26 protein-coding genes are annotated in these 24,025 nt (G+C 70.6%); 13 read left to right on the forward strand and 13 right to left on the reverse strand.

Translation table 11 applies throughout. From position 1 onward, the window contains the following. Positions 1-86: 86 nt before the first annotated feature. Positions 87-1,574, reverse strand: a complete 1,488-nt coding sequence (locus tag Q9G87_RS43415) for a vWA domain-containing protein (protein ID WP_305922464.1) — start codon at positions 1,572-1,574, stop codon at positions 87-89. 189 nt (positions 1,575-1,763) lie between these two features. Next, complete coding sequence (locus tag Q9G87_RS43420; protein WP_305922465.1) at positions 1,764-2,783, reverse strand: type III polyketide synthase; 1,020 nt, start codon at positions 2,781-2,783, stop codon at positions 1,764-1,766. 42 nt (positions 2,784-2,825) lie between these two features. On the opposite strand from Q9G87_RS43420, the gene Q9G87_RS43425 reads away from it, so the two are divergent. Next, positions 2,826-3,803: a helix-turn-helix domain-containing protein gene (locus Q9G87_RS43425; RefSeq protein ID WP_305922466.1), complete on the forward strand. Its 978-nt coding sequence runs from the start codon at positions 2,826-2,828 to the stop codon at positions 3,801-3,803. Here the strand turns inward: Q9G87_RS43425 and Q9G87_RS43430 are convergent. After that, positions 3,784-4,878, reverse strand: a complete 1,095-nt coding sequence (locus Q9G87_RS43430) for a class I SAM-dependent methyltransferase (RefSeq protein ID WP_305922467.1) — start codon at positions 4,876-4,878, stop codon at positions 3,784-3,786. The two genes, Q9G87_RS43425 and Q9G87_RS43430, sit on opposite strands and share 20 nt — an antisense overlap. Positions 4,879-4,982: 104 nt before the next feature. Continuing rightward, complete coding sequence (locus Q9G87_RS43435) at positions 4,983-6,170, reverse strand: winged helix DNA-binding domain-containing protein (RefSeq protein ID WP_305922468.1); 1,188 nt, start codon at positions 6,168-6,170, stop codon at positions 4,983-4,985. 144 nt (positions 6,171-6,314) lie between these two features. Here Q9G87_RS43435 and Q9G87_RS43440 point away from each other — a divergent pair, with 144 nt between their 5' ends. After that, positions 6,315-7,208, forward strand: a complete 894-nt coding sequence (locus Q9G87_RS43440) for a bifunctional helix-turn-helix transcriptional regulator/GNAT family N-acetyltransferase (protein ID WP_305922469.1) — start codon at positions 6,315-6,317, stop codon at positions 7,206-7,208. On the opposite strand, the gene Q9G87_RS43445 is transcribed toward Q9G87_RS43440, so the two are convergent. The 4 genes from Q9G87_RS43445 to Q9G87_RS43460 form a co-directional block, all read right to left on the reverse strand. Then, positions 7,147-8,064: a pyridoxamine 5'-phosphate oxidase family protein gene (locus Q9G87_RS43445; protein ID WP_305922470.1), complete on the reverse strand. Its 918-nt coding sequence runs from the start codon at positions 8,062-8,064 to the stop codon at positions 7,147-7,149. The genes Q9G87_RS43440 and Q9G87_RS43445 overlap by 62 nt on opposite strands. After that, the gene (locus Q9G87_RS43450; protein WP_305922471.1) at positions 8,064-8,507 is read right to left on the reverse strand and encodes a VOC family protein; all 444 of its coding nucleotides are present in this window, start codon (positions 8,505-8,507) and stop codon (positions 8,064-8,066) included. Before Q9G87_RS43450 ends, Q9G87_RS43445 begins: the two co-directional genes overlap by 1 nt. A 91-nt stretch (positions 8,508-8,598) precedes the next feature. Beyond that, entirely contained in the window at positions 8,599-9,168 is a 570-nt protein-coding gene (locus tag Q9G87_RS43455; protein WP_305922472.1) for a CGNR zinc finger domain-containing protein, read from the reverse strand. 68 nt (positions 9,169-9,236) lie between these two features. Continuing rightward, a complete protein-coding gene (locus tag Q9G87_RS43460) occupies positions 9,237-9,851 on the reverse strand; it encodes a TetR/AcrR family transcriptional regulator (protein WP_305922473.1) in 615 nt (204 codons plus the stop codon). Positions 9,852-9,916: 65 nt separating this feature from the next. Here Q9G87_RS43460 and Q9G87_RS43465 point away from each other — a divergent pair, with 65 nt between their 5' ends. Next, positions 9,917-10,357 carry a hypothetical protein gene (locus Q9G87_RS43465; protein WP_305922474.1) on the forward strand — a complete coding sequence of 147 codons (441 nt, stop codon included), beginning with the start codon at positions 9,917-9,919 and terminating at the stop codon, positions 10,355-10,357. A gap of 1 nt (position 10,358) precedes the next feature. Here the strand turns inward: Q9G87_RS43465 and Q9G87_RS43470 are convergent, their stop codons facing one another. Beyond that, the gene (locus Q9G87_RS43470) at positions 10,359-11,186 is read right to left on the reverse strand and encodes an SAM-dependent methyltransferase (RefSeq protein WP_305922475.1); all 828 of its coding nucleotides are present in this window, start codon (positions 11,184-11,186) and stop codon (positions 10,359-10,361) included. 85 nt (positions 11,187-11,271) lie between these two features. Further along, the gene (locus tag Q9G87_RS43475; RefSeq protein ID WP_305922476.1) at positions 11,272-12,222 is read right to left on the reverse strand and encodes a GlxA family transcriptional regulator; all 951 of its coding nucleotides are present in this window, start codon (positions 12,220-12,222) and stop codon (positions 11,272-11,274) included. Between the two features lie 71 nt (positions 12,223-12,293). Between Q9G87_RS43475 and Q9G87_RS43480 the strand changes: the two genes are divergently transcribed. Both Q9G87_RS43480 and Q9G87_RS43485 read left to right on the forward strand, forming a co-directional pair. Beyond that, positions 12,294-13,565, forward strand: a complete 1,272-nt coding sequence (locus Q9G87_RS43480; RefSeq protein ID WP_305922477.1) for an MFS transporter — start codon at positions 12,294-12,296, stop codon at positions 13,563-13,565. Next, complete coding sequence (locus Q9G87_RS43485) at positions 13,562-14,227, forward strand: peptidyl-tRNA hydrolase (protein ID WP_305922478.1); 666 nt, start codon at positions 13,562-13,564, stop codon at positions 14,225-14,227. The genes Q9G87_RS43480 and Q9G87_RS43485 overlap by 4 nt, the downstream gene beginning before the upstream one ends. Before the next feature lie 14 nt (positions 14,228-14,241). Here Q9G87_RS43485 and Q9G87_RS43490 read toward each other — a convergent pair whose 3' ends face one another. Beyond that, on the reverse strand, positions 14,242-15,201 hold the full coding sequence (locus tag Q9G87_RS43490; RefSeq protein ID WP_305922479.1) for a DUF3616 domain-containing protein: 960 nt from the start codon (positions 15,199-15,201) through the stop codon (positions 14,242-14,244). 170 nt (positions 15,202-15,371) lie between these two features. On the opposite strand from Q9G87_RS43490, the gene Q9G87_RS43495 reads away from it, so the two are divergent. From Q9G87_RS43495 to Q9G87_RS43525, 7 genes are all read left to right on the forward strand, one after another. Continuing rightward, complete coding sequence (locus tag Q9G87_RS43495; protein ID WP_305922480.1) at positions 15,372-16,169, forward strand: hypothetical protein; 798 nt, start codon at positions 15,372-15,374, stop codon at positions 16,167-16,169. 36 nt (positions 16,170-16,205) lie between these two features. Then, a complete protein-coding gene (gene ftsH, locus Q9G87_RS43500; RefSeq protein ID WP_305922481.1) occupies positions 16,206-18,116 on the forward strand; it encodes an ATP-dependent zinc metalloprotease FtsH in 1,911 nt (636 codons plus the stop codon). Positions 18,117-18,199: 83 nt separating this feature from the next. Beyond that, positions 18,200-18,853, forward strand: coding sequence for a DUF937 domain-containing protein (locus tag Q9G87_RS43505; RefSeq protein WP_305922482.1), 654 nt, complete (start codon positions 18,200-18,202; stop codon positions 18,851-18,853). A gap of 19 nt (positions 18,854-18,872) precedes the next feature. Then, the gene (locus Q9G87_RS43510; RefSeq protein WP_305922483.1) at positions 18,873-19,454 is read left to right on the forward strand and encodes a Maf family protein; all 582 of its coding nucleotides are present in this window, start codon (positions 18,873-18,875) and stop codon (positions 19,452-19,454) included. Between the two features lie 10 nt (positions 19,455-19,464). Beyond that, on the forward strand, positions 19,465-20,265 hold the full coding sequence (locus Q9G87_RS43515) for an EI24 domain-containing protein (RefSeq protein WP_305922484.1): 801 nt from the start codon (positions 19,465-19,467) through the stop codon (positions 20,263-20,265). 278 nt (positions 20,266-20,543) lie between these two features. Continuing rightward, on the forward strand, positions 20,544-21,653 hold the full coding sequence (locus tag Q9G87_RS43520) for a DUF4192 domain-containing protein (protein ID WP_305922485.1): 1,110 nt from the start codon (positions 20,544-20,546) through the stop codon (positions 21,651-21,653). 113 nt (positions 21,654-21,766) lie between these two features. Next, entirely contained in the window at positions 21,767-22,039 is a 273-nt protein-coding gene (locus tag Q9G87_RS43525) for a hypothetical protein (RefSeq protein WP_305922486.1), read from the forward strand. Positions 22,040-22,237: 198 nt separating this feature from the next. Here Q9G87_RS43525 and Q9G87_RS43530 read toward each other — a convergent pair whose 3' ends face one another. Then, positions 22,238-22,504, reverse strand: coding sequence for a hypothetical protein (locus tag Q9G87_RS43530; protein ID WP_305922487.1), 267 nt, complete (start codon positions 22,502-22,504; stop codon positions 22,238-22,240). A gap of 384 nt (positions 22,505-22,888) precedes the next feature. Beyond that, on the reverse strand, positions 22,889-23,449 hold the full coding sequence (locus Q9G87_RS43535; RefSeq protein WP_305922488.1) for a DUF5994 family protein: 561 nt from the start codon (positions 23,447-23,449) through the stop codon (positions 22,889-22,891). Positions 23,450-23,793: 344 nt separating this feature from the next. On the opposite strand from Q9G87_RS43535, the gene Q9G87_RS43540 reads away from it, so the two are divergent. Next, positions 23,794-23,967 carry a hypothetical protein gene (locus Q9G87_RS43540; protein WP_305922489.1) on the forward strand — a complete coding sequence of 58 codons (174 nt, stop codon included), beginning with the start codon at positions 23,794-23,796 and terminating at the stop codon, positions 23,965-23,967. The last annotated feature ends 58 nt before the right edge of the window (positions 23,968-24,025 follow it).

The following is a 24,025-nucleotide window of genomic DNA, read 5'->3' on the forward strand; positions in this document are numbered from 1 at the left end:
TATCGGACTCCACGACTCCCAAAGCACGCTCTGGACATCTCACGAGAGAAGGGCCCGGCCCCAGGATTCAGGGCCGGGCCGGCGGCCTAACCGACCGAGCGGGCCTTCTCGATGAGCGTGGCCAGCTCCGACACCATCGGGTCCTCGGAGGTCGCGGCCAGCCGCGAGGCGTGCTCGCCGAGCTCGGGCAGGTCCATGCCGAACGCCTTCCTGTCCCGCAGATAGACGGCGAACGCCGCTGCGACCACGTCCACCTGGAGCCGGACCGGTGTCGCCTTGGCCCACACGTCGGCGGCCAGATCCTCGGCCTGGAGCGACTTACTCGCTTCGGAGGCGGCGCGGGTGTCGGGGTGCTGCCAGCGGACGGTGGCCTGGGCGAGCTGCCCGGTAGCGCCGGGCTTGAGGCGCATCGAGTAGAGGGCGGTGACCGCGTGGCCGGGGCCGATCTCGCCGCCGTCCTTGCTGTCGTCGCGGAACTCCTCGGTGGCCAGGGTGCGGTTCTCGTACCCGATGAGCCGGTAGCTGTCCACGACGGACGGGTTGAACACCACCTGGGCCTTGGCGTCGCGGGCCCGCAGCTCGATGGTGGCGGGCAGCTGGGTGGTGAAGATCTTGTCGGCTTCCTCCTGGGAGCTGACGTACACGGCCAGGCCGTCGCCGTTGTCGGCCAGCTGCTCCATCAGCTCGTCGCCGTACTCCCTGCCGACGCCGACCGTGAGCAGCGCTACCTGCTTGCCCGCGTACTCCTTGACCTGCGCCAGGATCTCCTGCCACTCGGTGCTGCCCTGGTTGGCCAGGCCGTCGGAGAGCAGGACGACCCGGTTGGTGGCGGCGGGGCGGAACGCCTTGGACGCCTCCTCGTACCCGGCGACCAGACCGGCCTCCAGGTTCGTGCCGCCGTCGACGACGAGCCGGTCCACCGCGCTCTTCAGCTCGTCCCTGGCGGTCAGCGGGGTCATCGACGCCAGCACCTCGGCGGCGTCGTCGAAGGCCACGATCGACACCTGGTCGCCGGGCGCGAGCTGGTCGAGCAGCGTGTGCAGGGCCGACTTGACCAGGTCGAGGCGTCCGGGCTCGGCCATCGAGCCGGACACGTCCACCACGAACGTGAGGTTGGCGGGCCGCCGCGCCGCCGTGTCGGACGCGCGCGTCTGCAGGCCGACGCGCAGCACGGCCTCGTCGCGACCGGGCAGCTTCGCGCCGTCCACGTGCACGGCGAACCCGTCGTCCGGCGGCTGCGCGTAGTCCTGCCTGAAGGCGTTGACCCACTCCTCGGGGCGGATCTCGCCGGGCGCGGGCCAGCGACTCTCCTGGAGGGTACGGCGGGCGTAGCCGTACGAGGCGGTGTCCACGTCCAGTGCGAACGTGGAGATCTGGGCTGTGGTCGTGTCCTGCTCGTCGTTCTCCTGGATGGGCGACTTCGTGGGGGCGGGCCGGTACGGGGACGCGGCCGGCTGCTGGGCGTGCTGGGGAGCGTTCTCGTCACTGGTCGACATGCTGCCGGAGCCGCCGCAGGCCGCGACGGCGAGGAGCACAATGAGCCCGATGCCGACCGCTAACGGGCGAATTCTCATCTCAACCACCTCCGCCCCGTACGACGGAACTGGATCTTCAGCGGCCGGGCCGGTGACTCAAGCGAGCACAAACCGCGATCGATACGTGATCAGTTGTGACAGCTGGTGCCACCGAGGCGTCAGTTCCGGGCGGCCGGCGCAGCCCCTGGGCCATGAGCACGCCCAGGCCGATCAGGACCAGGTAGGCGATCACCAGTGCAGCAGGAGCAACTCGGCGGAGAAGCCCGGCCCCAGGGCGAGGAGCACGGCGGGCGCGTCCGGCCGGGCCTGCGTTTCCTGCAGCACGTGGAGGACCGAGACCGACGACAGGTTGCCGTGCTCACGCAGCGAGCGCCAGGTGACGTCGAGGGCCCTGGGCGGCAGGCCGAGCGTGTCCACGATCTTCTCGATGACCTTGGGCCCGCCAGGATGGCAGATCCACGTGGCGACCTGGTCCGGGGTCAGGCCGTAGTCGGTGAGGAAGAGCCGGATGTCGGCGGCCAGTGCCTGCTCCACGAAGGCGGTCAGCTCCGGGTCCAGCACGATGCGGAACCCACGGTCGCTCACCTCCCAGCCCATGAGGTGCTCGGTCCCGGGGTAGAGGCGGCTGCGGGTGGCCACGACCTCGGGTCCGGGCCCGCGCCCGGTCGCCACGACGGCCGCCGCGCCGTCCCCGAACAGGCCGCTGGCCACGAGGTTCGCGATCGAGGTGTCGTCGCGCTGGATCGTCAGTGAGCACAACTCCACGCACACCAGCGCCGCGGCGTGTCCCGGCCAGCCGCGCAGGTAGTCGTGCAGGCGCGCCAGCCCGGACGCGCCGGCCGCGCAGCCGAGGCCGAACACGGGCATCCGCTTGACGTCCGGCCGCAGCCCCACGCGCTGGGCCAGCCGGGCGTCGAGCGAGGGCGTGGCCAAGCCCGTGGTGGAGCAGAACAGCAGGTGGTCGATCTTCTCGGGGCGTACGCCGGCCTTGTCGAGCGCGCCGCGCAGCGCCTGCTCGGTCAGGTCGAGGGCGATCTCGGCGTACATGTCGTTCGCGCGGGCGAAGGAGTCGAGCTTGGCGTAGTCCTCCAGCGGGAGGGCCAGATTGCGGCCCGTCACGCCCGTCGCGGCGTGGAAGCGCCGCAGGAGCTCCTCGTCGCAGTCGGTCAGCCGGGAGAACGCCTCGGTGATCTCCTCCTGGTCGTAGCGGTTTTCCGGCAAAACCGTCTGTACACCCGAAATGTGCATATATCACTCCTGCCGCGGAGAGGCTCCGGCTAACATGCGGGCATGGCGCTGCCCGACCCGTACCGGCCCCACAGGGTGGCCGTGCTCGCCTTCGATGGGATGGCGCCGTTCGAGCTGGGCAGCGTCGTGGAGCTGTTCGGGCTGCCCCGGCCCGAGCTGGACGTCCCCTGGTACGACCTCAAGGTGTGCGCCGAGACGCTGGAGCCGCTCAGGGTGGTGGGCGGGTTCACCATGCGGGCCGAGCACGGGCTGGACGTGCTGGCCGGGGCCGACACGGTGATCGTTCCCGGGGCGGACGTGCACGCGCCGGCGTCCGGAGAGCTGGTCGCGGCGCTGCGACAGGCGCACGCGCGCGGCGCGCGCATGGTGTCGATCTGCTCGGGCGCGTTCGCGCTGGCCGCCGCCGGGCTGCTGGACGGACGCGTGGCGACCACGCACTGGAGGTACGCCGACCTGCTCCAGGACCGTCACCCCGCCGTGCGGGTCAACCCGTCGGTCCTGTACGTGGACGAAGGGGACGTGCTGACCAGCGCCGGCAGCGCCGCAGGGCTCGACCTGCTGATCCACCTCGTCCGCACCGACCACGGCCCCGGCGTGGCCAACACCGTGGCCCGCCGCCTGGTCGTGCCGCCGCACCGGGAGGGCGGGCAGGCGCAGTTCATCGAGGCCGCGGTCACGGCGGTCGAGGACGATGACGCGGTGGCCAGGGCGATGTCGTGGGCCATGGACAACCTGGCCCGGCCCATTGCCGTGGCGGACCTGGCCAGGGTGGCCAACATGTCGCAACGGTCGTTCATCCGGCATTTCAAGCGCCAGACCGGCACCAGCCCGCTGCGGTGGGTGATCGCGCAGCGGGTGGCCGCCAGCCTGACAATGCTGGAGTCCACGGCGGCGCCGGTTGAGGAGATCGGGGCGGCGGTCGGGTTCGAGAGCCCGGTGACGTTCCGGCACCATTTCACCAAGACCATGCGTACGTCCCCCTCGGCCTACCGGAAAGCGTTCAGCGGGCACGCGGGGTGAGCCGCCAGAGCGACGTCACCTCGGCGGCGCGGGCCGCGTGCAGGGGATCCGCCGCGTCCTTCGGCCGCCGGTGGCGCGGCGCGACGTCCCGGCGGCCGGCGACCCGCAGCCCTGCCCGCTCGAACGCGCCCAGCAGCTCGTCCCGGCTGCGCAGCCCCAGGTGCTCGGCCAGATCGGACAGGATCAGCCAGCCCTCGCCCTCGGGCTCGAGGTGCTCGGCCAGCCCGTTCAGGAACCCACCCAACATCCGCCCGCCTGAATCGTAAACGGCCTGGTCGAGGGGCGAGATCGGGGTGGCGGGCAGCCACGGCGGATTGCACACGACCAGCGGCGCCCGCCCCGGCGGGAACAGGTCCGCCCGCACGATCTCCACCGTGCCGCCCAGCCCCAGCCGCGCGACGTTGTCCTCGGCGCAGTCCACCGCCCGCTGCTCCAGGTCGGTGGCCACGACGTGCCGGACGCCGCGCCTGGCGAGCACCGCCGCCAGCACCCCCGTGCCTGTGCCGATGTCGAACGCCAGCCGGTCGGCGGGCAGCGGCGCCTCGGCGACCAGATCCACGTATTCGCCCCTGATGGGGGAGAACACACCATGGTGCGGGTGGACGCGGGCGCCGAGCGCGGGGATGTAGACGCCCTTTTCGCGCCACTCGTGGGCGCCGATCAGGCCGAGCAGCTCACGTAGCTGGCCCACGCCCGGGGGCGCCTGCGGACCGTAGACCTCGGCGCAGGCCTGCCGCACGTCCGGCGCCCTGCGCAACGGCACCACGTGGCCGGCGTCGTAGGGGATGAGCAGCATGCCCAGCGTGCGGGCACGCTGCGATCGGGCCTGGCGGTGACGGTGGAATCCCGATCCCGGGGCGGCGGGCTTGCAGCGGCGGCCCATGGCGCTCAGGAGCTGACGGGCGTTGTGGAAGTCGCCGCGCCACAGGAGGGCGGTGCCTTCGCAGGCGAGACGATAGGCGGTGGCGGCTCTCATCCGGTCGTCGGCGACCACGACACGCTGGGGTGGCGGCACTCCCAGCGCCGAACGCCACTCCGCCGACCGTTCCCGCCCCGCCTCGGTCCATCGGATCATCAGGACTCGACCGTTTCACAGACCGCGTCCTCAGGCGATCCATTTTCCACTTCGCTGTGGTGCGGGCCGGCGCTCTCCATACGTTCTTCGCGCCACCGTCCTGATCATGTCCCGCTGAACCGCACGCGGCAGCCGGAGGCCCCGCGGAGCGCGGCGATGGCCTCCGCTTCCGCCTCGATCAGGTCGCGGGCAGGGGAGCCTGGCGGGGCGGCGAGCGGCTCCACCTCGATCCGCAGCCGCTTACCCTCCTTCCGCTGCCGCCACGTCGCCACCAGCCTTCCGTCCGCCAGCACCGTGCCGGGCTCGCCAGGCGAACGCCAGATCCGCCGGTGCAGGCTCGTGTCGGGAACCAGCTGGAGCTTGTCGGCAGTCTGGATGTACGGATCACGCGGAGGCAGCAGTCGCACCCCGCGAACCGCCTCGGCCGACCGCAACGCGTCGAGGTCGGACGCGAGTAGCCAGGCCGGGCGGCCGTCCAGGTCCACTTCAGCCAGTTCGTCCTCAATGAGCCGCCACCGGTGCGGGACGTCCTCGGCTGCGAGACCGGTCCAGGCGGCAAAGCCCTTAGGCGTGGATGGGCCGTAACAGTGCAGGTAGCGGCGGGCGAGATCGGCCCGCGCCGCCTGAGGATCTGGGTCCGGTGGCGGCTCGCCGAGCCATTCGGCCGTGAGAACGAAAGGCGCCTTGTTCCCGCTGCGCGGGGCGAAACAGAGGGCACCCTTGAGCGCGACGATCCGCAGGACGAAGTGCACGACGCCCTCGCCCCAAGGCTGGCCGGCCGCGTAAGGGCCCTCCGCCTGCCACACCCGGGCCTGGTCCGGCGGCAGGTGACGCACGATCCGCGCGCTGAGCCGCGCACCCAGCTCGTCGATGGCGAGCCGGCGCTCCGACAGGACCGCCTCCAGCTCGCGCTCCGTGCGTTCCACCGCCTCGTCCAGGCTCATGCCCAGCGTGGCCAGCGCCTGCTCGACACCGAGGATGAATCGCCGCCGCGAGGTCTCCCCGTCGGGGAGGAGGCCCATGGTGAAGACCGGCGCGTCCTGCGTCGGGAACAGGAACGGCGCCCCGCGCATGCACCAGGTCTGCAGGAGCGTCTTGTCGGCCTCGATCGCCTGGGCGACCTCCTCCGAGGTCACGCCGGCGACCCTGGCGTGCAGGGCGAGCAGAGCCGAGCCCGGCGGGCTGTTCTGGATCGCGCACGCCCCGGCCGCTGCGAGAAGAGATCCCGCCGGGAGCCGGCGATCGAGGTGGTGCGCCCGGAGCCGGAACGCCGCAATCTGGTCCGTGTCCACGATTCCTGTCTATCCGACGATCGTGGCGGCCGCCGGACCGGCACGCCCCTGCCGACCTGGGACGACGCCGAAGGCGTGAGGTCCTGATTCACCTGCCCTCTCCCGGATCCTGAATTCTCTGACTAAAGTCAGAGAATGGACGCTATGACGATCGCGCAGGTGCGCAGGTTCCAGCGGACCGTGACGCAGCGGATCGGCGCACTTGACGACAGGTTCCTGGCCAGGGACCGCCCGCTCGGCCAGGCGCGGGTGCTGTGGGAGATCGGCGAGGCAGGGAGCGAGGTACGCGCCCTGCGGGCGCGGCTGGAGCTCGACTCGGGATACCTGAGCCGGTTGCTGCGCTCGCTGGAGGCCGATGGGCTGGTCGTCGTCGACGACGGGGGCGGCTCCGACGGGCGGGTCCGCACGGCCCGGCTCACCCCTTCGGGCCTCGCCGAACGCGAGGAGCTGGACCGCAGGTCCGACGAGGCGGCCACGTCGATCCTCGAGCCGCTCTCCGCCCGGCAGCGCGAGCGCCTGGTGGCCGCCATGGCGGAGGTCGAACGGCTGCTCCTGGCCTCGACGGTCGCCATCGACGTGCTCGACCCGCGCCACCCGCACGCCCGCCACTGCATCCAGGCCTACGTCGACGAACTGGCCGGCCGGTTCGACGGCGGCTTCGACCCGGCTCGCAGCATCTCCGCCGACGACCACGAGCTCCGCCCGCCGGCCGGGATGCTGCTCGTCGCCACGCTCCGCGCCGAGCCGGTCGGATGCGTGGCGCTCAAGCTGCACCCCGGCGGCGGGTACGCCGAGCTCAAGCGCATGTGGGTGGACCCCTCCACGCGCGGTCTGGGCCTGGGACGCCGCCTGCTCGCCGAGGCCGAGGGCCGGGCGGCCGCGAACGGGCTGCGTACGGTGCGGCTGGAGACCAACCGGTCGCTCACCGAGGCCATCGCCCTGTACCGGGCGTCGGGCTACCGCGAGGTGGAGCCCTTCAACGACGAGCCGTACGCTCACCACTGGTTCGAGAAGCGTCTCCAGGAACCGGCGGATTGAAACGGTGGTAGCCCGGGGCCGTCCAGCCCGGTGCGACGGTCCCCGCGACGTGGACGTACTCGTTCAGCTCGAACCGCACCAGCCGCTGCGCGCCCGGCACGTCGCCCGGATCCCAGTCCACCTGGGCCCGCCCGGTCAGGTGCAGCGTCTCCCCGCGTTCCCAGTCCACGAACAGCAGCCCGGCGGCCGGGTTCAGCTCCAGGTTGCCGAGCGTCATGTACATCGAGTTGCCGGCGTAGTCCGGGAACACCAGTGATGCCTGCCCCGTGACCTGTACGAACCCGGGATTGCCGCCGCGGTGCGACACGTCCGCGCCGAGACCTTCGACGCCGGTGGCGATGAAGAACGTGTCCGCCGTGCCGATCCACTCCTGGTGACGGGCCAGGAGCGTGGTCCCGCCACCGAGTCTCGCCGGCGTGCCGGCAGGCTCGGTGGTGGGCTCGCGGGTCTGGATGTACTTGGGGCAGTTCGAGTAGACCTGCTCCGTCCATACCACCAGCGCATCTCCCGCCTGTACGGCGGTGCCGTTCACGCGCATCCTGCGCCGCGTGTGCGGTTCGATGGCCAGCAGACCGATGGCGCGTTCCCTGGCGAACAGCCCATCCAGCGGCGGACCGGGCAGGGCGTGCACCACGATCGTGCGGTCGTCCTCGGGTGAGGCGAAGCCGGGCGGGCCGGTCATCGCACCGGCCCAGAAGCGGCCCCGGTCGTCGGCCGCGCCCGCGACGAGCAGGTGCTGCTCGCGCAGGAACGCGGCCGCCACGTCCGGGATCTCGGGGCGGGTGCGGGAGCTGCCGCGGTCTTCTCCGCGCACCCCCGCCCGCCGCTGCACGGCGATCTCGCCTGGGTGCCGCATTAGAAGAACCCGCAGGTCGGCGCGCCGGACGTGGGAGCGGGCCGCTCGCCGGCGGCATCCGGAGCGTAGATCTCCAGGCGGATACCGTCAGGGTCGTCGAAGAACACGCCACCCGACGAGGCGCCCTCGCCGTGCGGCACGACGCCGTCGTGGTGCAGGGTCGCCCCGATCTCCCTGATGACCGCCTCGGCCTCGCGTACCGCGGCGAGGTCGGCGACCTGGAACGACAGGTGGTGCAGTCCCGGCTGGGCGGTGGCGAAGCGTCCCTCGCTCTGCTGCCAGAGGGTCAGCACCAGCGTGCCGTCCTGTGCCAGGAACGCGTACCGGCGATCGTCCTGCCGCGACTCGCCCGCCACCGTGAAGCCGAAGACCCGACGATAGAACTCCTTTGACTTGTCGAGGTCGGTGACGTTGAGCCCGATGTGCCCGGTCTGGAACGACATTCCGCACTCCTTCAAAATCTAACGAATGCATGGCTGGCTAGCCGTTAGGAATTATATAACGGCAAATCAGCTCTGCAAGCGTTAGATGGAGTTATTTCTTGTGTTCCCGGTAGTGTCTGGCCGCTCTCGCACGGTTGCCGCAGGCCGTCGAGCACCACTCCTGACGTGGGTGTTCCTTGAGGAAATAGAGCACGCAGCGTGGCGCCTGACAGGTACGCAACTGCGTGCGCCCCGGTGCCGCCAAGAACTCCACGGCGGCCGTCGCGAGCGCGCCACGCACCCGTACAGACGGCTCGGCCTCCACGGCGGGGACCGTGAGGAGGGTCGGCTGCCCGTTCCAGGACAGTTGCGGGGCCCGGGGCGCGGCCAGGGCGGTGGCGTTGACCAAGGCCAGCGACTCCGTGAGCGTGGGCAGGCCGGCCGCATCCGCCCTGCTCGGCGGCTCCGGGGCCACGGCTCTGGCGAACAGCGCGCGTACGGCCTGGCGCAGCCGTACGGTCTCCTCGCGCGCCTCCTCCGTCGCGGTGAAGCCGGGATCGACGTCCAGTTCGGCCGCATGCTCGCGTACCCATGCCGTCATGGCGTCCACGTCGGCCAGCAGGTCGATCAATCCGGAACGATCGGCCCTGATCGTGCTGACGAAATCGAGGGTCAGGGACATGTCCTCAATCTAACGCGTACGGGCACACTGGCCCGTGAGAGTCCAGAGGGGCAGCGCTCGCCGCGCCCTTAGAGGCGTGGTTCGACGAGCGTCTGGAGATGGCGGCGCAGCGCCTGGACCATCAGTTCGGGCGTCATCCGCTCGGGATGCAGCACGCCCTCCACGGTGAGCCCGTCGATCAGCGCGCACAGCCGCTCGGTCTCCACCTTCGGGTCCCCGGCCAGTCGTCGGCGCCGGGCGATCCCGTCCACGATCCGCCGCACCAGGGTGCGCATGCCATCGTAGGACTCGCGTGCGAGCGGCCGCAGCTCGGGCCGGGTGCGGGCGGCCGTCGCGAACGCCAGCCAGACGGTGGCCTCGTCCCGCCGCCGCTCGTCCAGCGGCAGGAGCTCCGACAACATCAGCTCGACGCCCTCGGCCCGCTCGTCCTCGTCCTGGGTGGCCAGCAGCGGGCCGACCCGCTCCGTCAGCCGGGCGCTCACCCGGTCGAGCGAGGCCCGCATCGCGAACACCATCAGGTCCGTGTGGCCGTCGAAGTAGTGCCTGACCGAGCCGATGGCCAGTCCGGCCTCCTCGGCCACGTTGCGCAGGGACGCCTGCTCGAAGCCCGCGCGCCGCACGACGCGGAACACCGCGTCGACGACCTCGTCCCTGCGTGCTTCCGGATCGACCACTTTCGGCATGTTGTCCTTTATAGCACGCTCCTGCTATTTTAATTGGCATGGACGTGCTAAAAACATTGTTAATCTTGGGACTGATCGGATACGTCGTGGTGAGGCGGATGCGGGGCGAGCCGCTCGTCGCCAAGGATGTCTACGTGCCGCCGGTCGTGCTGGTCGCGGTCGGCGTGCATGGCCTGGCGAAGCAGGGCCTGTCCGCGCTCGACGTGGGATGGCTCGCCGTCACGGTGCTGCTCGGCGTCGCCTTCGGCGCGGTCCGGGCCGCCACCACCGTGCTGTACGCGAGGAATGGTGTTCTGTGGCAGCGCTATACCGCGAAGACGCTGGTGGTGTGGGCGGCCACGTTCGCCGGCGGCGTGGGCGTGGGCGCGCTGGCGATCACGGCCGGCATGCACCCCGAGGCCAGGTCCATGCCGCTGTCGATCGGGGTCGGACTGCTGGGGGAGGCGCTGGTCGTCCTGCTCAGGTCGAGAGCGGCAGGTGTCCCGTTGGCGTCCGACAAAAGATGATTTATGCGCGTACGCGGCCCACGCCGGCCAGGATGCCGGACCTGACGAGGTCGTACGAGCCGTCGGGGGAGGCGTCCGGGGCCCAGTCGGCGACCGGCACGACGCCGGGGCCGAGCAGGTCCAAACCGTCGAAGTACGCGGCGATCTCGTCGTAGCCGCGCCGCGCCAGGCCGCCCGGCGAGGTGCGCGAATAGACCTGCCGGCTGGCCTCGGTGACGTCGTCCGCGGCGTCGCCCGCGTACAGGTGCGACAGCACCAGATAGCCGTCCGGGCCCAGACGCTCGCGGAGGCGGGCGACGATCCGGCACGCCTCGGCGTCGTCGGTGATGAAGTGCAGCACGGAGACCAGCAGGACCGCGTACGGCTGGGACAGGTCGAGATGCCCGGCCACGCGCGGGTCGTCCAGGATCGCGTCCGGGTCCTTCAGATCGCCTTCCAGCGCGAGCACGTCCGGGTCCCTGGCCAGCAGCGCGCGGGCGTGGACGAGCACGATCGGGTCGTTGTCCACGTAGACGACGCGGGAGCTGGCCCCATGCCGCCGCGCCACCTGGTGGACGTTGTCCTGGGTGGGCAGCCCCGCGCCGATGTCGACGAACTGGCGCACGCCTGCCTCGGCCAGCATCCGCACCGCCCGGCCGAGGAAACCCCGATTGGCCAGGGCGATCTCCCGGGCGTCATTGCCCATCTGCCGGCCGATCTCGATCATCTTCTCGGCCGCTTCGCGGTCGGCGGCGAAGTTGTCCCGGCCACCGAGGTAGTAGTCGTACATGCGGGCGACGCTGGGCACGTTCGGGTCGATCCCGGCGGGTACGCGGTCCGCCTCGGTCATGCGACGACCTTTCCTTGGCGATCTTCCTCGCGCCGATTGTAGGGGCAGAGGGGAGTATTCGGGCAAGGGACGCGGTGGAGGGGGATCAGGCGCGGCGGAACGTGTGCCGATAGGCCAGTGGCGCCACCCCCACCGCCGCGTGCAGGTGCTGGCGCAGCGAGACCGCCGTGCCGAAGCCCGCCCGCCTGGCCACCTCCTCCACCCCGAGGTCCGTCGTCTCCAGCAGGTGCCTGGCGTGCTGCACCCGCTGCCCGGTCAGCCACTTGGCCGGGCTCACGCCGGTCTCCTCGCGAAAGCGCCTGGTGAACGTGCGCACGCTCATCCTGGCGTGCTCGGCGAGCGCGCTCAGATCGAGCGGGGTCTCGAGATGGGCCAGCATCCACGCGCGGGTGGCCGCGGTGCCGCCGGCGGTCTCGTACGGAAGGGGGCGCTCGACGTACTGCGCCTGGCCGCCTTCCCGCCACGGCGGCATGACGCAGCGGCGGGCGGCGCGGTTGGCCACCTCGCTGCCGTGGTCGCGCCTGATCACGTGCAGGCACAGGTCCATCCCCGCCGCCACCCCGGCCGAGGTCAGCACGTCGCCGTCGTCCACGAACAGCACGTCGGCGTCCAGCTTCACCTCCGGGAACAGCGCGGCGAAGCGGGCCGCCTCGCGCCAGTGCGTGGTGGCCGGGCGCCCGTCGAGCAGGCCGGCCGCCGCCAGCACGAACGACCCCGTGCAGATCGACATCATCCGCGGGCGGCCCTGGAGCGCCGCGTACAGGGTGTCCGAGATCGTGCCGTCCTTCATCGCCCGGCCCGCGTGGATGCCGGGCACGAGGACCGTGTCGGCCGTGTCCAGCACGTCGAGGTCGTGGTCGGGCAGGACGCTGTAGCCGGCCGAGCAGCGGACCGGCTGCCGGCCCTCGGAGCAGGTCACCACCTCGTACAACTTCTCGCCCTCCGGAGTTTCCGCCGACCAGAACACCTGGCCGGGCACGCCGAGGTCGAGTGGGGCGAAGTGGTTGAGCACCACGACGGCGATGCGATGCGGCATGGCCAGATTCTTTCACATATTGACTTTCCGGCCACTCGCGACCATGTAAGGAGATAAATCATGATTGGCGCATGACGTTGAGCACCACCCCTGCGGCCACCACCCGCCGCAAGCTCCACAGGGCCTGGTACGTGGCGGCCGTCGCCTTCGTGGCGATCCTGGGCGCCGCCGGCTTCCGCGCCACCCCGGGCGTGCTGATCACCCCGCTGCGGGAGGAGTTCGGCTGGTCCACCGGCACGATCTCGCTGGCCGTGTCGATCAACCTGGTGCTCTACGGGCTGACCGCGCCGTTCGCCGCCGCGCTGATGGACCGCTTCGGCATGCGCCGCGTGGTCGCGATCGCCCTGCTGCTGATCGCGGTCGGCAGCGGGCTCACCGTCGTGATGACGGCGAGCTGGCAGCTGCTGCTGCTCTGGGGCGTGTTCGTGGGGCTCGGAACCGGGTCGATGGCGCTCGTGTTCGCCGCGACCGTGGTCGACCGATGGTTCGTCAGGCACCGCGGGCTGGTCACCGGCATCCTCACCGCGGCGGGCGCCACCGGGCAGCTGATCTTCCTGCCGGTCCTGGCCCACCTCGCCCAGGGGCCGGGGTGGCGGGTCGCCTCGCTCGCCGTCGCCGGGTCGGCGCTGGCCGTGGTGCCGTTCGTCTGGTGGCTGCTGCGTGACCATCCAGCGGACGTCGGTACGACGGCCCTGGGCGCGGAGCCGGGCGCGGTGCGTACCGAACCGGGCAAGGTCAACGCGGCCGTCCGGGCGGTCACCGTGCTCGCCCAGGCGGCGCGGACGCGGCCGTTCTGGCTGCTCGCGGGCGGCTTCGCGATCTGCGGGATGAGTACGAACGGGCTGGTCGGCACCCACTTCATCCCCGCCGCGCACGACCACGGCATGGCCGAGCCGGTCGCGGCCTCTCTGCTGGCGGTCATCGGGATCTTCGACATCGTGGGCACGGTCGCCTCCGGCTGGCTCAGCGACCGGATCAACCCCAAGATCCTTCTCGGCGCCTACTACGGACTGCGCGGGCTGTCGCTGATGGTGCTGCCCAGCCTGTTCGCGGCCACGACCGAGCCCAGCATGCTGATCTTCATCGTGTTCTACGGGCTGGACTGGGTGGCGACCGTGCCGCCCACGGTGGCGCTGTGCCGGCGTATCTACGGCGCCGACGGGGCCGTGGTCTTCGGCTGGGTGTTCGGCTCGCACCAGATCGGCGCCGCGATCGCGGCCGTCGGCGCCGGCCTCACCCGCGACCACCTGGGCGCCTACGACCTCGCCTGGTACGGCGCCGGCGCTCTCTGCCTCCTGGCCGCCGGCATGTCCCTGGCGATCGGGCAAGCTAGAGGGCGATGAACGAACTGTATGTGCTGCCGCTCGTGGTCAGGATCGAGCGGGCCACACCCCCTGAGCGCACCGACGCGCTGGAAGCCGCCGCCATGGCGGTGCTGAGCCTGCTCGACGATCCGGGGGAGTGGGCCGCCGAACTCCATGCCTGGCAGTCCACCGGCAAGATCCGCAAGGTCGTGCGCCGGGCCAGGGGCGCCGAGTGGCGCCGCGCGATCGCGCTGCCCGGGCGTACCGTCGAGCACCGCACGGCGGAGGTGCGCGTGCACCCGCCCGTGCCACTCGACGGCTGGCCGAGAGACCTGGCGCGACTCCAGGTGGGAGGCACCGAGCTGGTCGACAGCGCCGAGCCGCCGCCGGCCGAGCCGCCGATCCTGTGGGCCAACCCGGAGCTGGAGATGTCCGCCGGCAAGGCCATGGCGCAGGCCGGGCACGCCGCCCAGCTCGCGTGGTGGGCCAGCGACGCGGCCGAGCGGGCGGCCTGGCGGGCGAACGGGCTCGCTATCTCCGTTCGCACGGCCGCCCGGGACGACTTCCCCGCCAAGGTGGCCGCCGGGCTGCCCGTGGTGCGCGACGCCGGGTTCACCGAGATCGAGCCGGGCTCGTGCACGTTCGTGGCGGACGCGCCCTGGCTCTACGGCGGGTCGCGGTCAGCGACTCACCGCAGGTAGCGCACGGGCGGTCCCTAGATCGTGAACACGTCCGCCAGCACGCCGCCCGCCGGGGTGATCCGCGCGGGTGACGGGCTGTCGTACACGACCATGAGCCTGCCGTCGTCCAGCCGCGCCAGGCCCTCGGGGTGGTCGCAGCCCACGCCGTAGGGGAGCTCGCGCACGATCTCCAGCTCGTCCTTGGGCACGACGCCCTGCCGCTCGGCCGGCCGCCAGCGCACGATGCGCACCGGGCCGTCGAGGTCCATGGTGGGGCCGGTGAGCAGCAGCAGCGAGTCGCCGTCCGGGCACAGGTCCCGCACGCCCAGCCCGTCCAGGTCCAGGAAGTGCTTGCGGTACGGCTCCCGAAGGCGCAGCCGCCGCCGGCCGGAGTCGTCGAGTCGCAGCTGGAGAACCACCGCCCAGCCGCGCAGCACTGGGCCGCGCAACCCGATGTAGACCTGCTCGGAGACGACGGCGATGCCCTCGACGTCGAAGCCGTTGTCCTTGCCCGGCAGCGCCAGGAACGGAGCAAGGTGCCGGTCCTCGCGCAGGTGCGCGGTGAGGTTGTGCGTCCCGGCCAGGATCGCGCCGGGACCGGGGACCTCGTCGTGCAGCGGCAGGCGGGCCAGGATGAACCGGTTCTCCTCCCTGATCACCGTGGCGAGCCGGTCGGCGGCCTTGTCCGGGTCCTTCGACTTGACCCGCTTGCGCTTCATGCTGTGCGAGCCGACCAGCCAGAGCCAGCCGTTCGCCCGGGCCATGCCCTCGATGTCGGCCTCGTCCTCCGGACCCGCGGGCAGGTCGACGTAGTCGGCCAGCCGGTAGGTGCGCTGGTCTCCGAAGTGGTCGCCCGACCACGCCAGATGCTCGAAGGTCGCGGTCTCGTCGCCGGCGACCCAGAGACCGTTCGCGCTCTGCCGGATCGCTGAGAGATTCGTGTGTGTTTGAGACGCTTGCGAGGCGTGGTCGAATCGCAGCTCCACCTGTTCCACGAGGCCATGATTGCACTTCGGTAGCTTCCTGGGCGTAATGGCGGGATATGTCGTACGCTCCCGTCGTGCTCGATGGGGAAGATGAGATCAAGGGTTCCCAAGTGAGAACCGTCACCGGGCCTGGAACCCCTGTTTCTCCGCCCAGACGCTCCCGCATCGGAGACCTCCGCATGCGGGACGTGTACCGGGGGCTCGCCGTGGTCGCCGCCGTCGTGGCAGTCGTCGTGACAGTGGTCGTGGTGCTCCCGCCGGAGCCGGACGAGGTCGTCGCGCGGCCGGTAACCGCGCCGCCGGCCGCGCCGTCCTCGTCCGGCCCCACCGTTTCGGCGAGCGCCACCGTGTCGGCCGGCCCCACCGTTTCGGCCAGCCCCGCGGCCGGTGACGCGCCTGTGGAACGGGCCACGCCGAGCCCCGGCCCGACCCTTGCGCCCGGCTACACGCCCATGGAGGCGCTGGCCGCCGACCCACGCGTCCCCCGCCTGACCGGCGCGGTCAAGCGCATGGCCCTGTCGTCGCCGTCCCGGCAGGTCGTCAAGGACGAGCGCACCGGCCTGGCCGTGCCCAAGCTCCCCAAGCCGTGGAAGTCGTACGGGCCCGCGCCGTTCAGCACCAAGCAGGTGCTTCCCAAGATGCGCGGGACCAGCCTGCGCGGCATGGTCGTCACCTGCCCGCTGCCGATCATGGCGCAGGACTCCGCGCGCGACACGGCGTTGCTGGCCGCCCGCTGGACGCTCAACCACCACCCCAAGGGCGCCAAGATCAGCTGGCTCGCCTCGCAACCCGTCAAGCGCGGCTGGATGCTCGTCTACCGCGTCACCTACGGCAAGCACACGTCGCGGGCGGCCGTCGTGATCATGGATGGGGGAATGAGCAAGCCCGGTCTGGTGTTCGTCACAGTGCCTGACGCGCAGCGAAAGCAGTGGCGGGACATCAGCCGAGTGGTGTCCGGGGTGCGTGTTCTAGGCTAGAAAGATCATGGTTGCGGCGATATGGGGAGTGACGCCGTGGAACGCTCTGGACCGCCGCAGTCAGCGGAGAAGGGCAAGGGCAAGCCGCCCTGGCGCTCTGAAGGGCTGCCGGGAGGCAAGCCCAAGATCAACTGGTGGCGATTCGTCGTCACCTTGCTTGTGGTGTACGCGGCCTTTTTCGTCGTGTCGTCCTTCGTCGACAGCGGATCCGTCGAGACGATCTCGTACACCGAGTTCACCAAGCAGGTGGACACCAAGAACGTCAAGGACATCTATGCCCAGGGCCTGTCGGTCGAGGGCGACCTGAGGTCTGCGGCGAAGAACCCCGAGACCGGTGAGTCGTACACCAAGTTCGCCACCGAGATCCCGGCCTTCGCCAACACCGACCAGCTCGACCAGCAGCTCGCGACCGGCCAGGTCGAGATCACCTCGCAGCCGATCACCCGCGGCTTCTTCTCCAACCTGCTGCTGTCGCTGCTGCCCGTGCTGCTGCTGGCCGGCCTGTGGATCTGGATCATGCGGCGCGGCGCCAGCATGATGGGCGGCGGCCTGGGCGGCCTCGGCAAGTCCAAGGCGGCCAAGCCCGTCGAGGCCGCCAAGGTACGCGTCACGTTCGAGGACGTCGCGGGCATCGACGAGGTGGAGAACGAGCTCGTCGAGGTCGTCGACTACCTCAAGGACCCCGGCAAATACCGCAGGCTCGGCGCCAAGCTGCCCAAGGGCGTGCTGCTCGCCGGACCTCCCGGTACCGGCAAGACCCTGCTGGCCAGGGCGGTCGCGGGCGAGGCCAAGGTGCCCTACTTCTCCGCCTCCGCCTCCGAGTTCATCGAGATGATCGTCGGCGTGGGCGCCTCGCGGGTGCGCGACCTGTTCGAGGAGGCGCGGAAGGTGGCGCCGTCGATCGTGTTCATCGACGAGATCGACGCCATCGGCCGCGCCAGGGGCGGCGCCGGCGGCATCGGCGGCCACGACGAGCGCGAGCAGACGCTCAACCAGATCCTCACCGAGATGGACGGCTTCTCCGGAGCCGAGGGCGTGATCGTCATCGGGGCCACCAACCGTCCCGAGGTCCTCGACCCGGCGCTGCTGCGTCCCGGGCGCTTCGACCGTACGGTGCAGGTCGGGTTGCCCGACGCGGCGGGGCGCACCGCGATCCTGGAGGTGCACACGCGCGGCGTGCCGCTGGACGGCGAGGTCGCCCTCGACCAGCTCGCCAAGACGACGCCCGGCATGACCGGCGCCGACCTGGCGAACCTGGTCAACGAGGCCGCCCTGCTCGCCGCCAAGCGCGGCAAGGACAAGGTCACGATGGCCGACTTCGCCGACGCGCTGGAGAAGCTGCAGCTCGGCGCGGCCCGCAGCATCGTGATGCCCGAGGAGGAGCGCGTCAGGACCGCCTACCACGAGGCCGGCCACGCGCTGCTGGGCATGCTCCAGCCGGGCGCCGACCCGGTCAGGAAGATCTCGATCATCCCGCGCGGCCGGGCGCTCGGCGTCACGCTGTCCACCCCGGACACCGACCGGTACGCCTACGACGAGCAATATCTTCGGGGCCGCATCACCGGAGCGCTCGGCGGCATGGCGGCCGAGCAGGTCGTGTACGGCGTCATCACCACCGGTGCCGAGAACGACCTCGAACAGGTCACCATGATCGCCCGCGGCATGGTCGGCCGGTGGGGCATGTCGGAGAAGATCGGCCCGCTGACCATCCTGCCCAACGACGGTCAGCCGCCGCAGGCCTCGCCCGTCACCCTCGCCATGGTCGACGAGGAGGCGCGGCGCATCGTGGACGAGTGCTACGAACGCGCCATCCAGGTGCTCAGCGACAACCGCGACAAGCTCGAGGGCATCGTGGCCGCCCTGCTGGAGCACGAGACGCTCGACGAGGTGAGCGCGTACGCCGCCGCCGGCGTGGCCAGCCGGTCCACGGCCGCCGTCCAGCAATAGTTTTTCCGAGAATTAGCGCAAGACGGGCATTGGCTCGATGATGTCTCGGGAAGCTCTCCCCCGACGAGGATCGGGGGAGAGCGGTGACGCTGCACGACGAGCTTCTCGAGCAGCTCGGAGAGCCAGGTGTTGAACAGGTCGCCGGAATGCTCGGCACCGGCCCGGCCCAGGCCCGCGACGTCGTCCAGGCCGTGAGCGGCATCATCGTCGGCGGTCTCGCCCGCAACGCCCAGCACCCGGACGGCGCCGAGGCGCTGCGCGGGGCGTTGGAAGACCACGTGGACGCCGACCCGTTCAACGGCGACGTGGCCTCGCTGACCCGAGACGGGCATGGCATCCTCGGGCACGTGCTCGGCGGCCAGGGGACCGAGCAGGCCGCGGCCGGGTTGGCGCGGCTCGCCGGGATCGACACCGGCGTCGTCATGAAGCTGCTGCCGCTCATCGCCCCCATGGTGATGTTCCTGCTGGCCGACCGGGCGGCGCGCCACGACATGGACGCCAGGGACGTGGCCCGCGAGCTGGAGCGGGAGCGGGCGGCGGTGCCCGGTGGCCTGGGGGAGGCGCTCGACGGGCTGCTATCGAACATCTTCGGCAGCGCCGTGCCGGGCTGGCCGTACGTGGGGAGGGAGCTCGCGACGGACATGTCGTACGGGGCGTACGGCGAACTGGAGCCGGGACCCTCGCGCGAGCCGGAGCAGGGACACCCCACCCCGGGCAGGTCGAACTCCGACTGGTGAGGGCCGGTAGGCTGGTGCGGTGATCGTTCTGGCCTCAGCTTCCAACGCCCGACTGGCCCTCCTGCGCAGTGCCGGCCTCGACCCCAAAGTGATCGTCAGCGGGGTCGACGAGGACGCCTACACCGCGCACAGCCCTGCCGCGCTCAGCCTGATGCTGGCCAAGGCGAAGGCGGAGGCCGTGGCAAGCGGGCTCGACGAGGGGCTGGTCATCGGCTGCGACTCCATCCTCGAGCTCGACGGCCGCCCCTACGGCAAGCCGGCCTCCGAGGAGGAGGTCGTGCAGCGGTGGCGGCTGATGCGCGGCCGCACCGGCCGCCTCGTGACGGGCCACTGCCTGATCGACGTCGCGACCGGGCGGCAGGTCGCGGAGGTGGCCAGCACCGTGGTCCGCTTCGGCCAGCCATCCGACGAGGAGATCGCCGCTTACGCCGCCACCGGCGAGCCGCTCAACCTGGCCGGGGCGTTCAGCATCGAGGGGCGCGGCGGGTGGTTCGTCGAGGGCATTGAGGGCGACCACGGCAACGTGCTCGGCATCTCGTTGCCGCTGCTTCGTGACCTGTTCGCGGAGCTGGGCTACGCGGTGACCACCTTCTGGCGCTAGCCTGCCGGGCATGCGATCAGTGCGTGACTTCACCTCCGGCATAGGGTTCTTCCTCCAGGGGTTCGGGTGGGTGGCCAGGAACGGGCGCTGGTGGGTGTTCGGGCTGATCCCGGCGCTGGTCGCGTTCTCCATCTACGTGGTGGCGCTGATCTTCCTCGGCACCAACGCCAGTGAGGTGGCCGAGTTCCTGACGCCGTTCGCGGACTCCTGGAGCTGGCGCGAGGTGTTCCGCACACTGATCGGCATCGCGCTGGTGCTGGCCGGGCTGGCCGTGGCGGTGCTGACCTTCGCGGCGGTCACCCTGGCGATCGGGGAGCCGTTCTACGAGAAGTTGTCATCGGCGGTGGACGTGCTCGAGCGCGAGGACGAGCAGCCGTTCTGGCGTACGCTGCCGCGCTCGATCAGGGACAGCCTGGTGACGCTGTTCTATGTGCTGCTGTTCACAGTGCCGCTGTTCTTCCTGGGCTTCGTGCCCGTCGTCGGGCAGACCGTGGTGCCGGTGCTGGGGGCCGCCGTGTCCGGATTTTTCCTGACAGTCGAGCTCACCACGCTGGCGCTGGAGCGGCGGGGCATGGCCCGCAAGCAGCGCTTCGCGCTCCTGCGCGCCAACAAGGCCAGTGCGCTGGGGTTCGGGGTTGCGGTGTTCCTGCTGTTCCTGGTGCCCTTCGTGGCGGTGATCGCCATGCCGGCCGCGGTGGCGGGCGCCGCGCTCCTCGTACGCAACCGCTTGGCCCCCGCCCATCCGGGCCCCGGGATGCCGGGCCCCGGGACGCGCGGCCCCGCGACGCCTGGCCCCGGGACGCCCGCCTGACGAGAGCCGGCGGCCTCTGCCCGCTGTGATGCCCGCCTGAAGCGAACCGGTGGCCTCCGGCCGCTGTGATGCCCGCCTGAAGCGAGCTGGCCGCCTCCGGCCGCTGTGACGCCCGCCTGAAACGAGCCTGTCGCCTCCGCCCGCCTCTAGCCGCCCTAGCCAGGCCGGCCCGCCGGGGCCGCTCTGTGGTTTCCACAGGCCGATGGAGGAACCGCCTTCATCCCCAGAACCGCGTTCGGCCCCACGCCGCTACCGCCCCGCCCGGCACCCTTCGGTCCATGACGACCAACGCCTCCCCGTCCGCCTCCTCCGCTTCCCCGCCCTTCTCCGGGTCGTGCCTCACCCTCACCAGCCCCGCCGACATCCTGGCCGCCGTCCCCTACCTTGTCGGCTTCCACCCGAGCGACAGCCTCGTCATCATCGGGCTCGACCGCGGCCAGGCCAAGATGGTGGTCAGATGGGGTCTGCCGCTCCCACCGGACGCGCTCGCCCCACTGCCGCCCCTGCTCGACCGAGAGGGCGTCACCCAGGTCGTCATCATCGGCTACGGCGCAGGAGACGTGGTCACGCCCGTAGTGGACGAGGCCAGGCTCTTGGCGGCCAAGGCCGAGGTCCACGTGGGTGAGGCACTGCGGGCCCATGAGGGCCGCTACTGGTCATACGTCTGCGATCTGCCTGCGTGCTGCCCGGCGGAGGGCACGCCCTACGACCCTTCGACGAGCCAGATCGCAGCCGAGGCGACCGTGCGCGGCCTGGTCGCCCTCCCCGACCGCGAGGCCCTGGAGCGCACCGTAGCGCCCGTCACGGGCCCCGTACGGATGGCGATGCGCCGCGCCACGGCCGACGCGATCGCGGAGCTCAGATCCAGACTGGCGGCCAGCGCGGACCTCGACGCCTTCGCCCGGCACTACGTGGCGGAAGGCCTGGCACGCGTCCGATCGGCGCTGACCACGCACGCCGAGGGCGGCCGACTGCGTGACGCGGAAGCGGCGAGACTGGGCCTCGACCTCGCGGTCACCAGGGTTCGCGACGAGGCGTGGACGCTCATGCGCGACTCCCATGCCTCGCTGTGGAAAGACCTGACTCGCAGGCTCGAGCCCCGTTTCATCCCGCCTGCCGCGTCCCTGCTGGCCATGGCGGCCTGGCGGGCGGGAAACAGCGTGCAGGCCACCATCGCCCTCGAACGCGCTCTGACCATCGACCCCGCCTACTCGATGGCGAATCTCCTCATGCACGCGGTCCAAAACCTGCTGTCCCCAGCCATCATGCGAGACCGCATGCCCACCCCTGCCGAACTCGACGCGGCCATGGGCCTCGCGCACGCAGGCTGGCTCCTCCCGCTGGTCAACCTCCTGGACGAGGAAGACCCGCCCATCCCACCCGAATGACCCACACCTCTCTTGACCCCCCAGGGTCCGCCACTCTGGACCATCGTAGGGTTCGTGGCTCTTCTTGCTCGGAAGCGTGCTTTCAAGTGCTCAATCAGCAAGCTGGTCACAGCGTGATGATCGTGCTCGGTCTGGAACTCGGCATCGCGATATCTCGGCAGAACAGGGTTCACACAGGTAAGAATCTTCCTGATGATGTAATTCCGCTGCTGAGATTCGAGGCTCTCGCGAAGCTGCAAGGCTACGGGGTTTGGGTCTACGCCCAGCCCCGCGGCGCGACGAAGGTCGGGGTCCTGCACCTCGTCGCACACGGTCGTCTTCTTGAGGGACGCGACGAGATACTTGTACACGCACCATCCGCGGGTGAGAAACCCGGGGCGATTTAGAGCACCGCACCACCAGCAGGATGCCTGAGACCAGACGATGTGCTCGAGCTGTGAACCTACAGGTCGCCCCTGACGACCGAAATCGCCGCACCCCACAGGACGACGAGTTCGCTGATCCCGGGCCGGGCTGGTGCCGCGAGGGGGAAGAGGCTAGGGCGGAACGATGCGCGGAGGTGAGCCGTGCCTTTCGTACCGATGTCAGTCTGTGGGCCCGAGCCCGGCGATGCGTTGCTCACGCACGTCCTGCAGGGCCCGCAGGTAGCCGATCTCCAAGGCACGACAGATCAGGTTATTCATCTCGGCAGAGCCGTCGAGTCGTCCCCAACTGGAGAACTCGTTGGACACCGCCTCATCGGCCAACCGCTCGAGGCCGGCATCACCAGAACGTGGCCCGTCGTAACGGACCCGGCCGATGAACTCGCTCCATTCCTCCAACTCGGCACGCGCGCCATCATCGTTGCTCATACCGGCCATCGTGGCCCACGATCACTCTCTTCGCGAGCCCTCCGGCCTGCTCGGCAATGAAGCATCCCTCCTCGGGGAGGCAGTGGCCGAGAGGCTCGGACAGCGTCTCGCCGGCTCCTGCGTCAGGACCAAGCTGGAGCTGCCGACTTTGATCGCCGGCTTCCCGGTCGAGCCCAGACGCCTTACCGTGTTCGATCAGGCACGATGTCTGCCACAGGAACGGCCCGATCATCGCGAGTTGGCTCTGGGAACAAATGAGCCACAGTCAGGACCTCCCGCCGCTGAAGCCGCGATTACCCCGTCCCGGATCCGCGTCGAGAGATCGGGCCGTGTCCTTCTTCATCGGAAGTCGGTGACCGCCGGGAACGGCAGCACGGCGCGGGGTCAGGTGGCGGCGGGCCGTGCGGGCACGAGATCGGCGACGCGGCCGCCCTCGTTCTCCCATGCGGCTGAGCCGTCGCGGCCGGGTATGCCCTCGTCCGGAGCCGCAGGGTGGAGGATGTCAGCAGGACGGACGCCGACCATGCCTGCGGCGGCAAGCGTGAGGGCTGCCGCGGCCGGATCGTTCGCGGTGCCGGGGGGAATGACCAGCAGACTGATGGGCGCGGTTCCCGCGATGCTCAGGGTGATCAGGTGCGGGTCCGCGCTGCGGAACCAGCCCACTCTGACGTGGCGACCGCGGGCCGGGATGCGGCGTGGGATGTGATCCCACGCGTCCTGATACAGGCCCACACGCAGGACGGCCCTGCCGAGCCGCTGGTCGACGGCGGAGATGAGGGTGGGCAGTTCGGCGGCGGCGTCGCGGGTGCGGGGCCACCACGCCCCGTCGACGGTGCCTCTCCGGTCAATGAGGGGGTTCAGGCTGAGCCTGGGCGCGGAATGGGCCGTGGGGGCGTCAGCGGTAACGGGGTTTGACGGTGTGGACGGGGAGAGAAGCGTTGTCATCATTGTTGCCTGGCCTGTCAGGCCCTCACCATGGGCCGAAAGCGGTCTATCGCCGCGGGCGACGCTAACCTGAATGCCAACGCACGAAATGTCCTCGGTAATTTACCGTACCTCGTTTCGCAAGGAAAGGAGATGCATTAAGTGGCCACCGGCGAAATCGGTGCCGTTATCGATTGCGGTGATAACCAGGTCGGCGGTTGCTTGTTTCCTGTTATCGGTCCGGAAGAGCACCCTTGGGCCAGGCCGCGTTGCGGCCGTAAACGCCGGCCGGGCATGGTGCCCCGGCGACGGCGGGTCCACGACTCTGCGGGACGGACACCCGAGAGCCGCTGAAGGGAAACACTGTGAGTCTGACAAGGAAGATCAAGTCCAAGACGCGGGCCGCCCAGGGTTGGATCATGCTCTACTTCGGCCGCGCCACCGGAAACCAGCACCTGGCGTCGAAAGGCGCGGCCAGCCGACCTAGAAATAATCTGGGGCAGCGCAGCGGAAGGATCAAAGGCATGTTCAAGCGTTGACCGCGGCCACCATCAACGACATCGACGGCAAGCGCCCAATGCGCCCGCCGGCGGGTCG

The organism is Nonomuraea turcica (assembly GCF_030718205.1).
Taxonomy (GTDB): domain Bacteria; phylum Actinomycetota; class Actinomycetes; order Streptosporangiales; family Streptosporangiaceae; genus Nonomuraea.

Excerpts from the sequence above, each read along its gene's own strand:
- Q9G87_RS43415 (WP_305922464.1), bottom strand. The coding sequence starts at position 1,574 with ATGAGAATTCGCCCGTTAGCGGTCGGCATCGGGCTCATTGTGCTCCTC.
- Q9G87_RS43420 (WP_305922465.1), bottom strand. The coding sequence starts at position 2,783 with ATGCACATTTCGGGTGTACAGACGGTTTTGCCGGAAAACCGCTACGAC.
- Q9G87_RS43425 (WP_305922466.1), top strand. The coding sequence starts at position 2,826 with ATGGCGCTGCCCGACCCGTACCGGCCCCACAGGGTGGCCGTGCTCGCC.
- Q9G87_RS43430 (WP_305922467.1), bottom strand. The coding sequence starts at position 4,878 with ATGATCCGATGGACCGAGGCGGGGCGGGAACGGTCGGCGGAGTGGCGT.
- Q9G87_RS43440 (WP_305922469.1), top strand. The coding sequence starts at position 6,315 with ATGACGATCGCGCAGGTGCGCAGGTTCCAGCGGACCGTGACGCAGCGG.
- Q9G87_RS43445 (WP_305922470.1), bottom strand. The coding sequence starts at position 8,064 with ATGCGGCACCCAGGCGAGATCGCCGTGCAGCGGCGGGCGGGGGTGCGC.
- Q9G87_RS43450 (WP_305922471.1), bottom strand. The coding sequence starts at position 8,507 with ATGTCGTTCCAGACCGGGCACATCGGGCTCAACGTCACCGACCTCGAC.
- Q9G87_RS43455 (WP_305922472.1), bottom strand. The coding sequence starts at position 9,168 with ATGTCCCTGACCCTCGATTTCGTCAGCACGATCAGGGCCGATCGTTCC.
- Q9G87_RS43460 (WP_305922473.1), bottom strand. The coding sequence starts at position 9,851 with ATGCCGAAAGTGGTCGATCCGGAAGCACGCAGGGACGAGGTCGTCGAC.
- Q9G87_RS43470 (WP_305922475.1), bottom strand. The coding sequence starts at position 11,186 with ATGACCGAGGCGGACCGCGTACCCGCCGGGATCGACCCGAACGTGCCC.
- Q9G87_RS43475 (WP_305922476.1), bottom strand. The coding sequence starts at position 12,222 with ATGCCGCATCGCATCGCCGTCGTGGTGCTCAACCACTTCGCCCCACTC.
- Q9G87_RS43480 (WP_305922477.1), top strand. The coding sequence starts at position 12,294 with ATGACGTTGAGCACCACCCCTGCGGCCACCACCCGCCGCAAGCTCCAC.
- Q9G87_RS43485 (WP_305922478.1), top strand. The coding sequence starts at position 13,562 with ATGAACGAACTGTATGTGCTGCCGCTCGTGGTCAGGATCGAGCGGGCC.
- Q9G87_RS43495 (WP_305922480.1), top strand. The coding sequence starts at position 15,372 with ATGCGGGACGTGTACCGGGGGCTCGCCGTGGTCGCCGCCGTCGTGGCA.
- Q9G87_RS43515 (WP_305922484.1), top strand. The coding sequence starts at position 19,465 with ATGCGATCAGTGCGTGACTTCACCTCCGGCATAGGGTTCTTCCTCCAG.
- Q9G87_RS43520 (WP_305922485.1), top strand. The coding sequence starts at position 20,544 with ATGACGACCAACGCCTCCCCGTCCGCCTCCTCCGCTTCCCCGCCCTTC.
- Q9G87_RS43530 (WP_305922487.1), bottom strand. The coding sequence starts at position 22,504 with ATGAGCAACGATGATGGCGCGCGTGCCGAGTTGGAGGAATGGAGCGAG.
- Q9G87_RS43535 (WP_305922488.1), bottom strand. The coding sequence starts at position 23,449 with ATGACAACGCTTCTCTCCCCGTCCACACCGTCAAACCCCGTTACCGCT.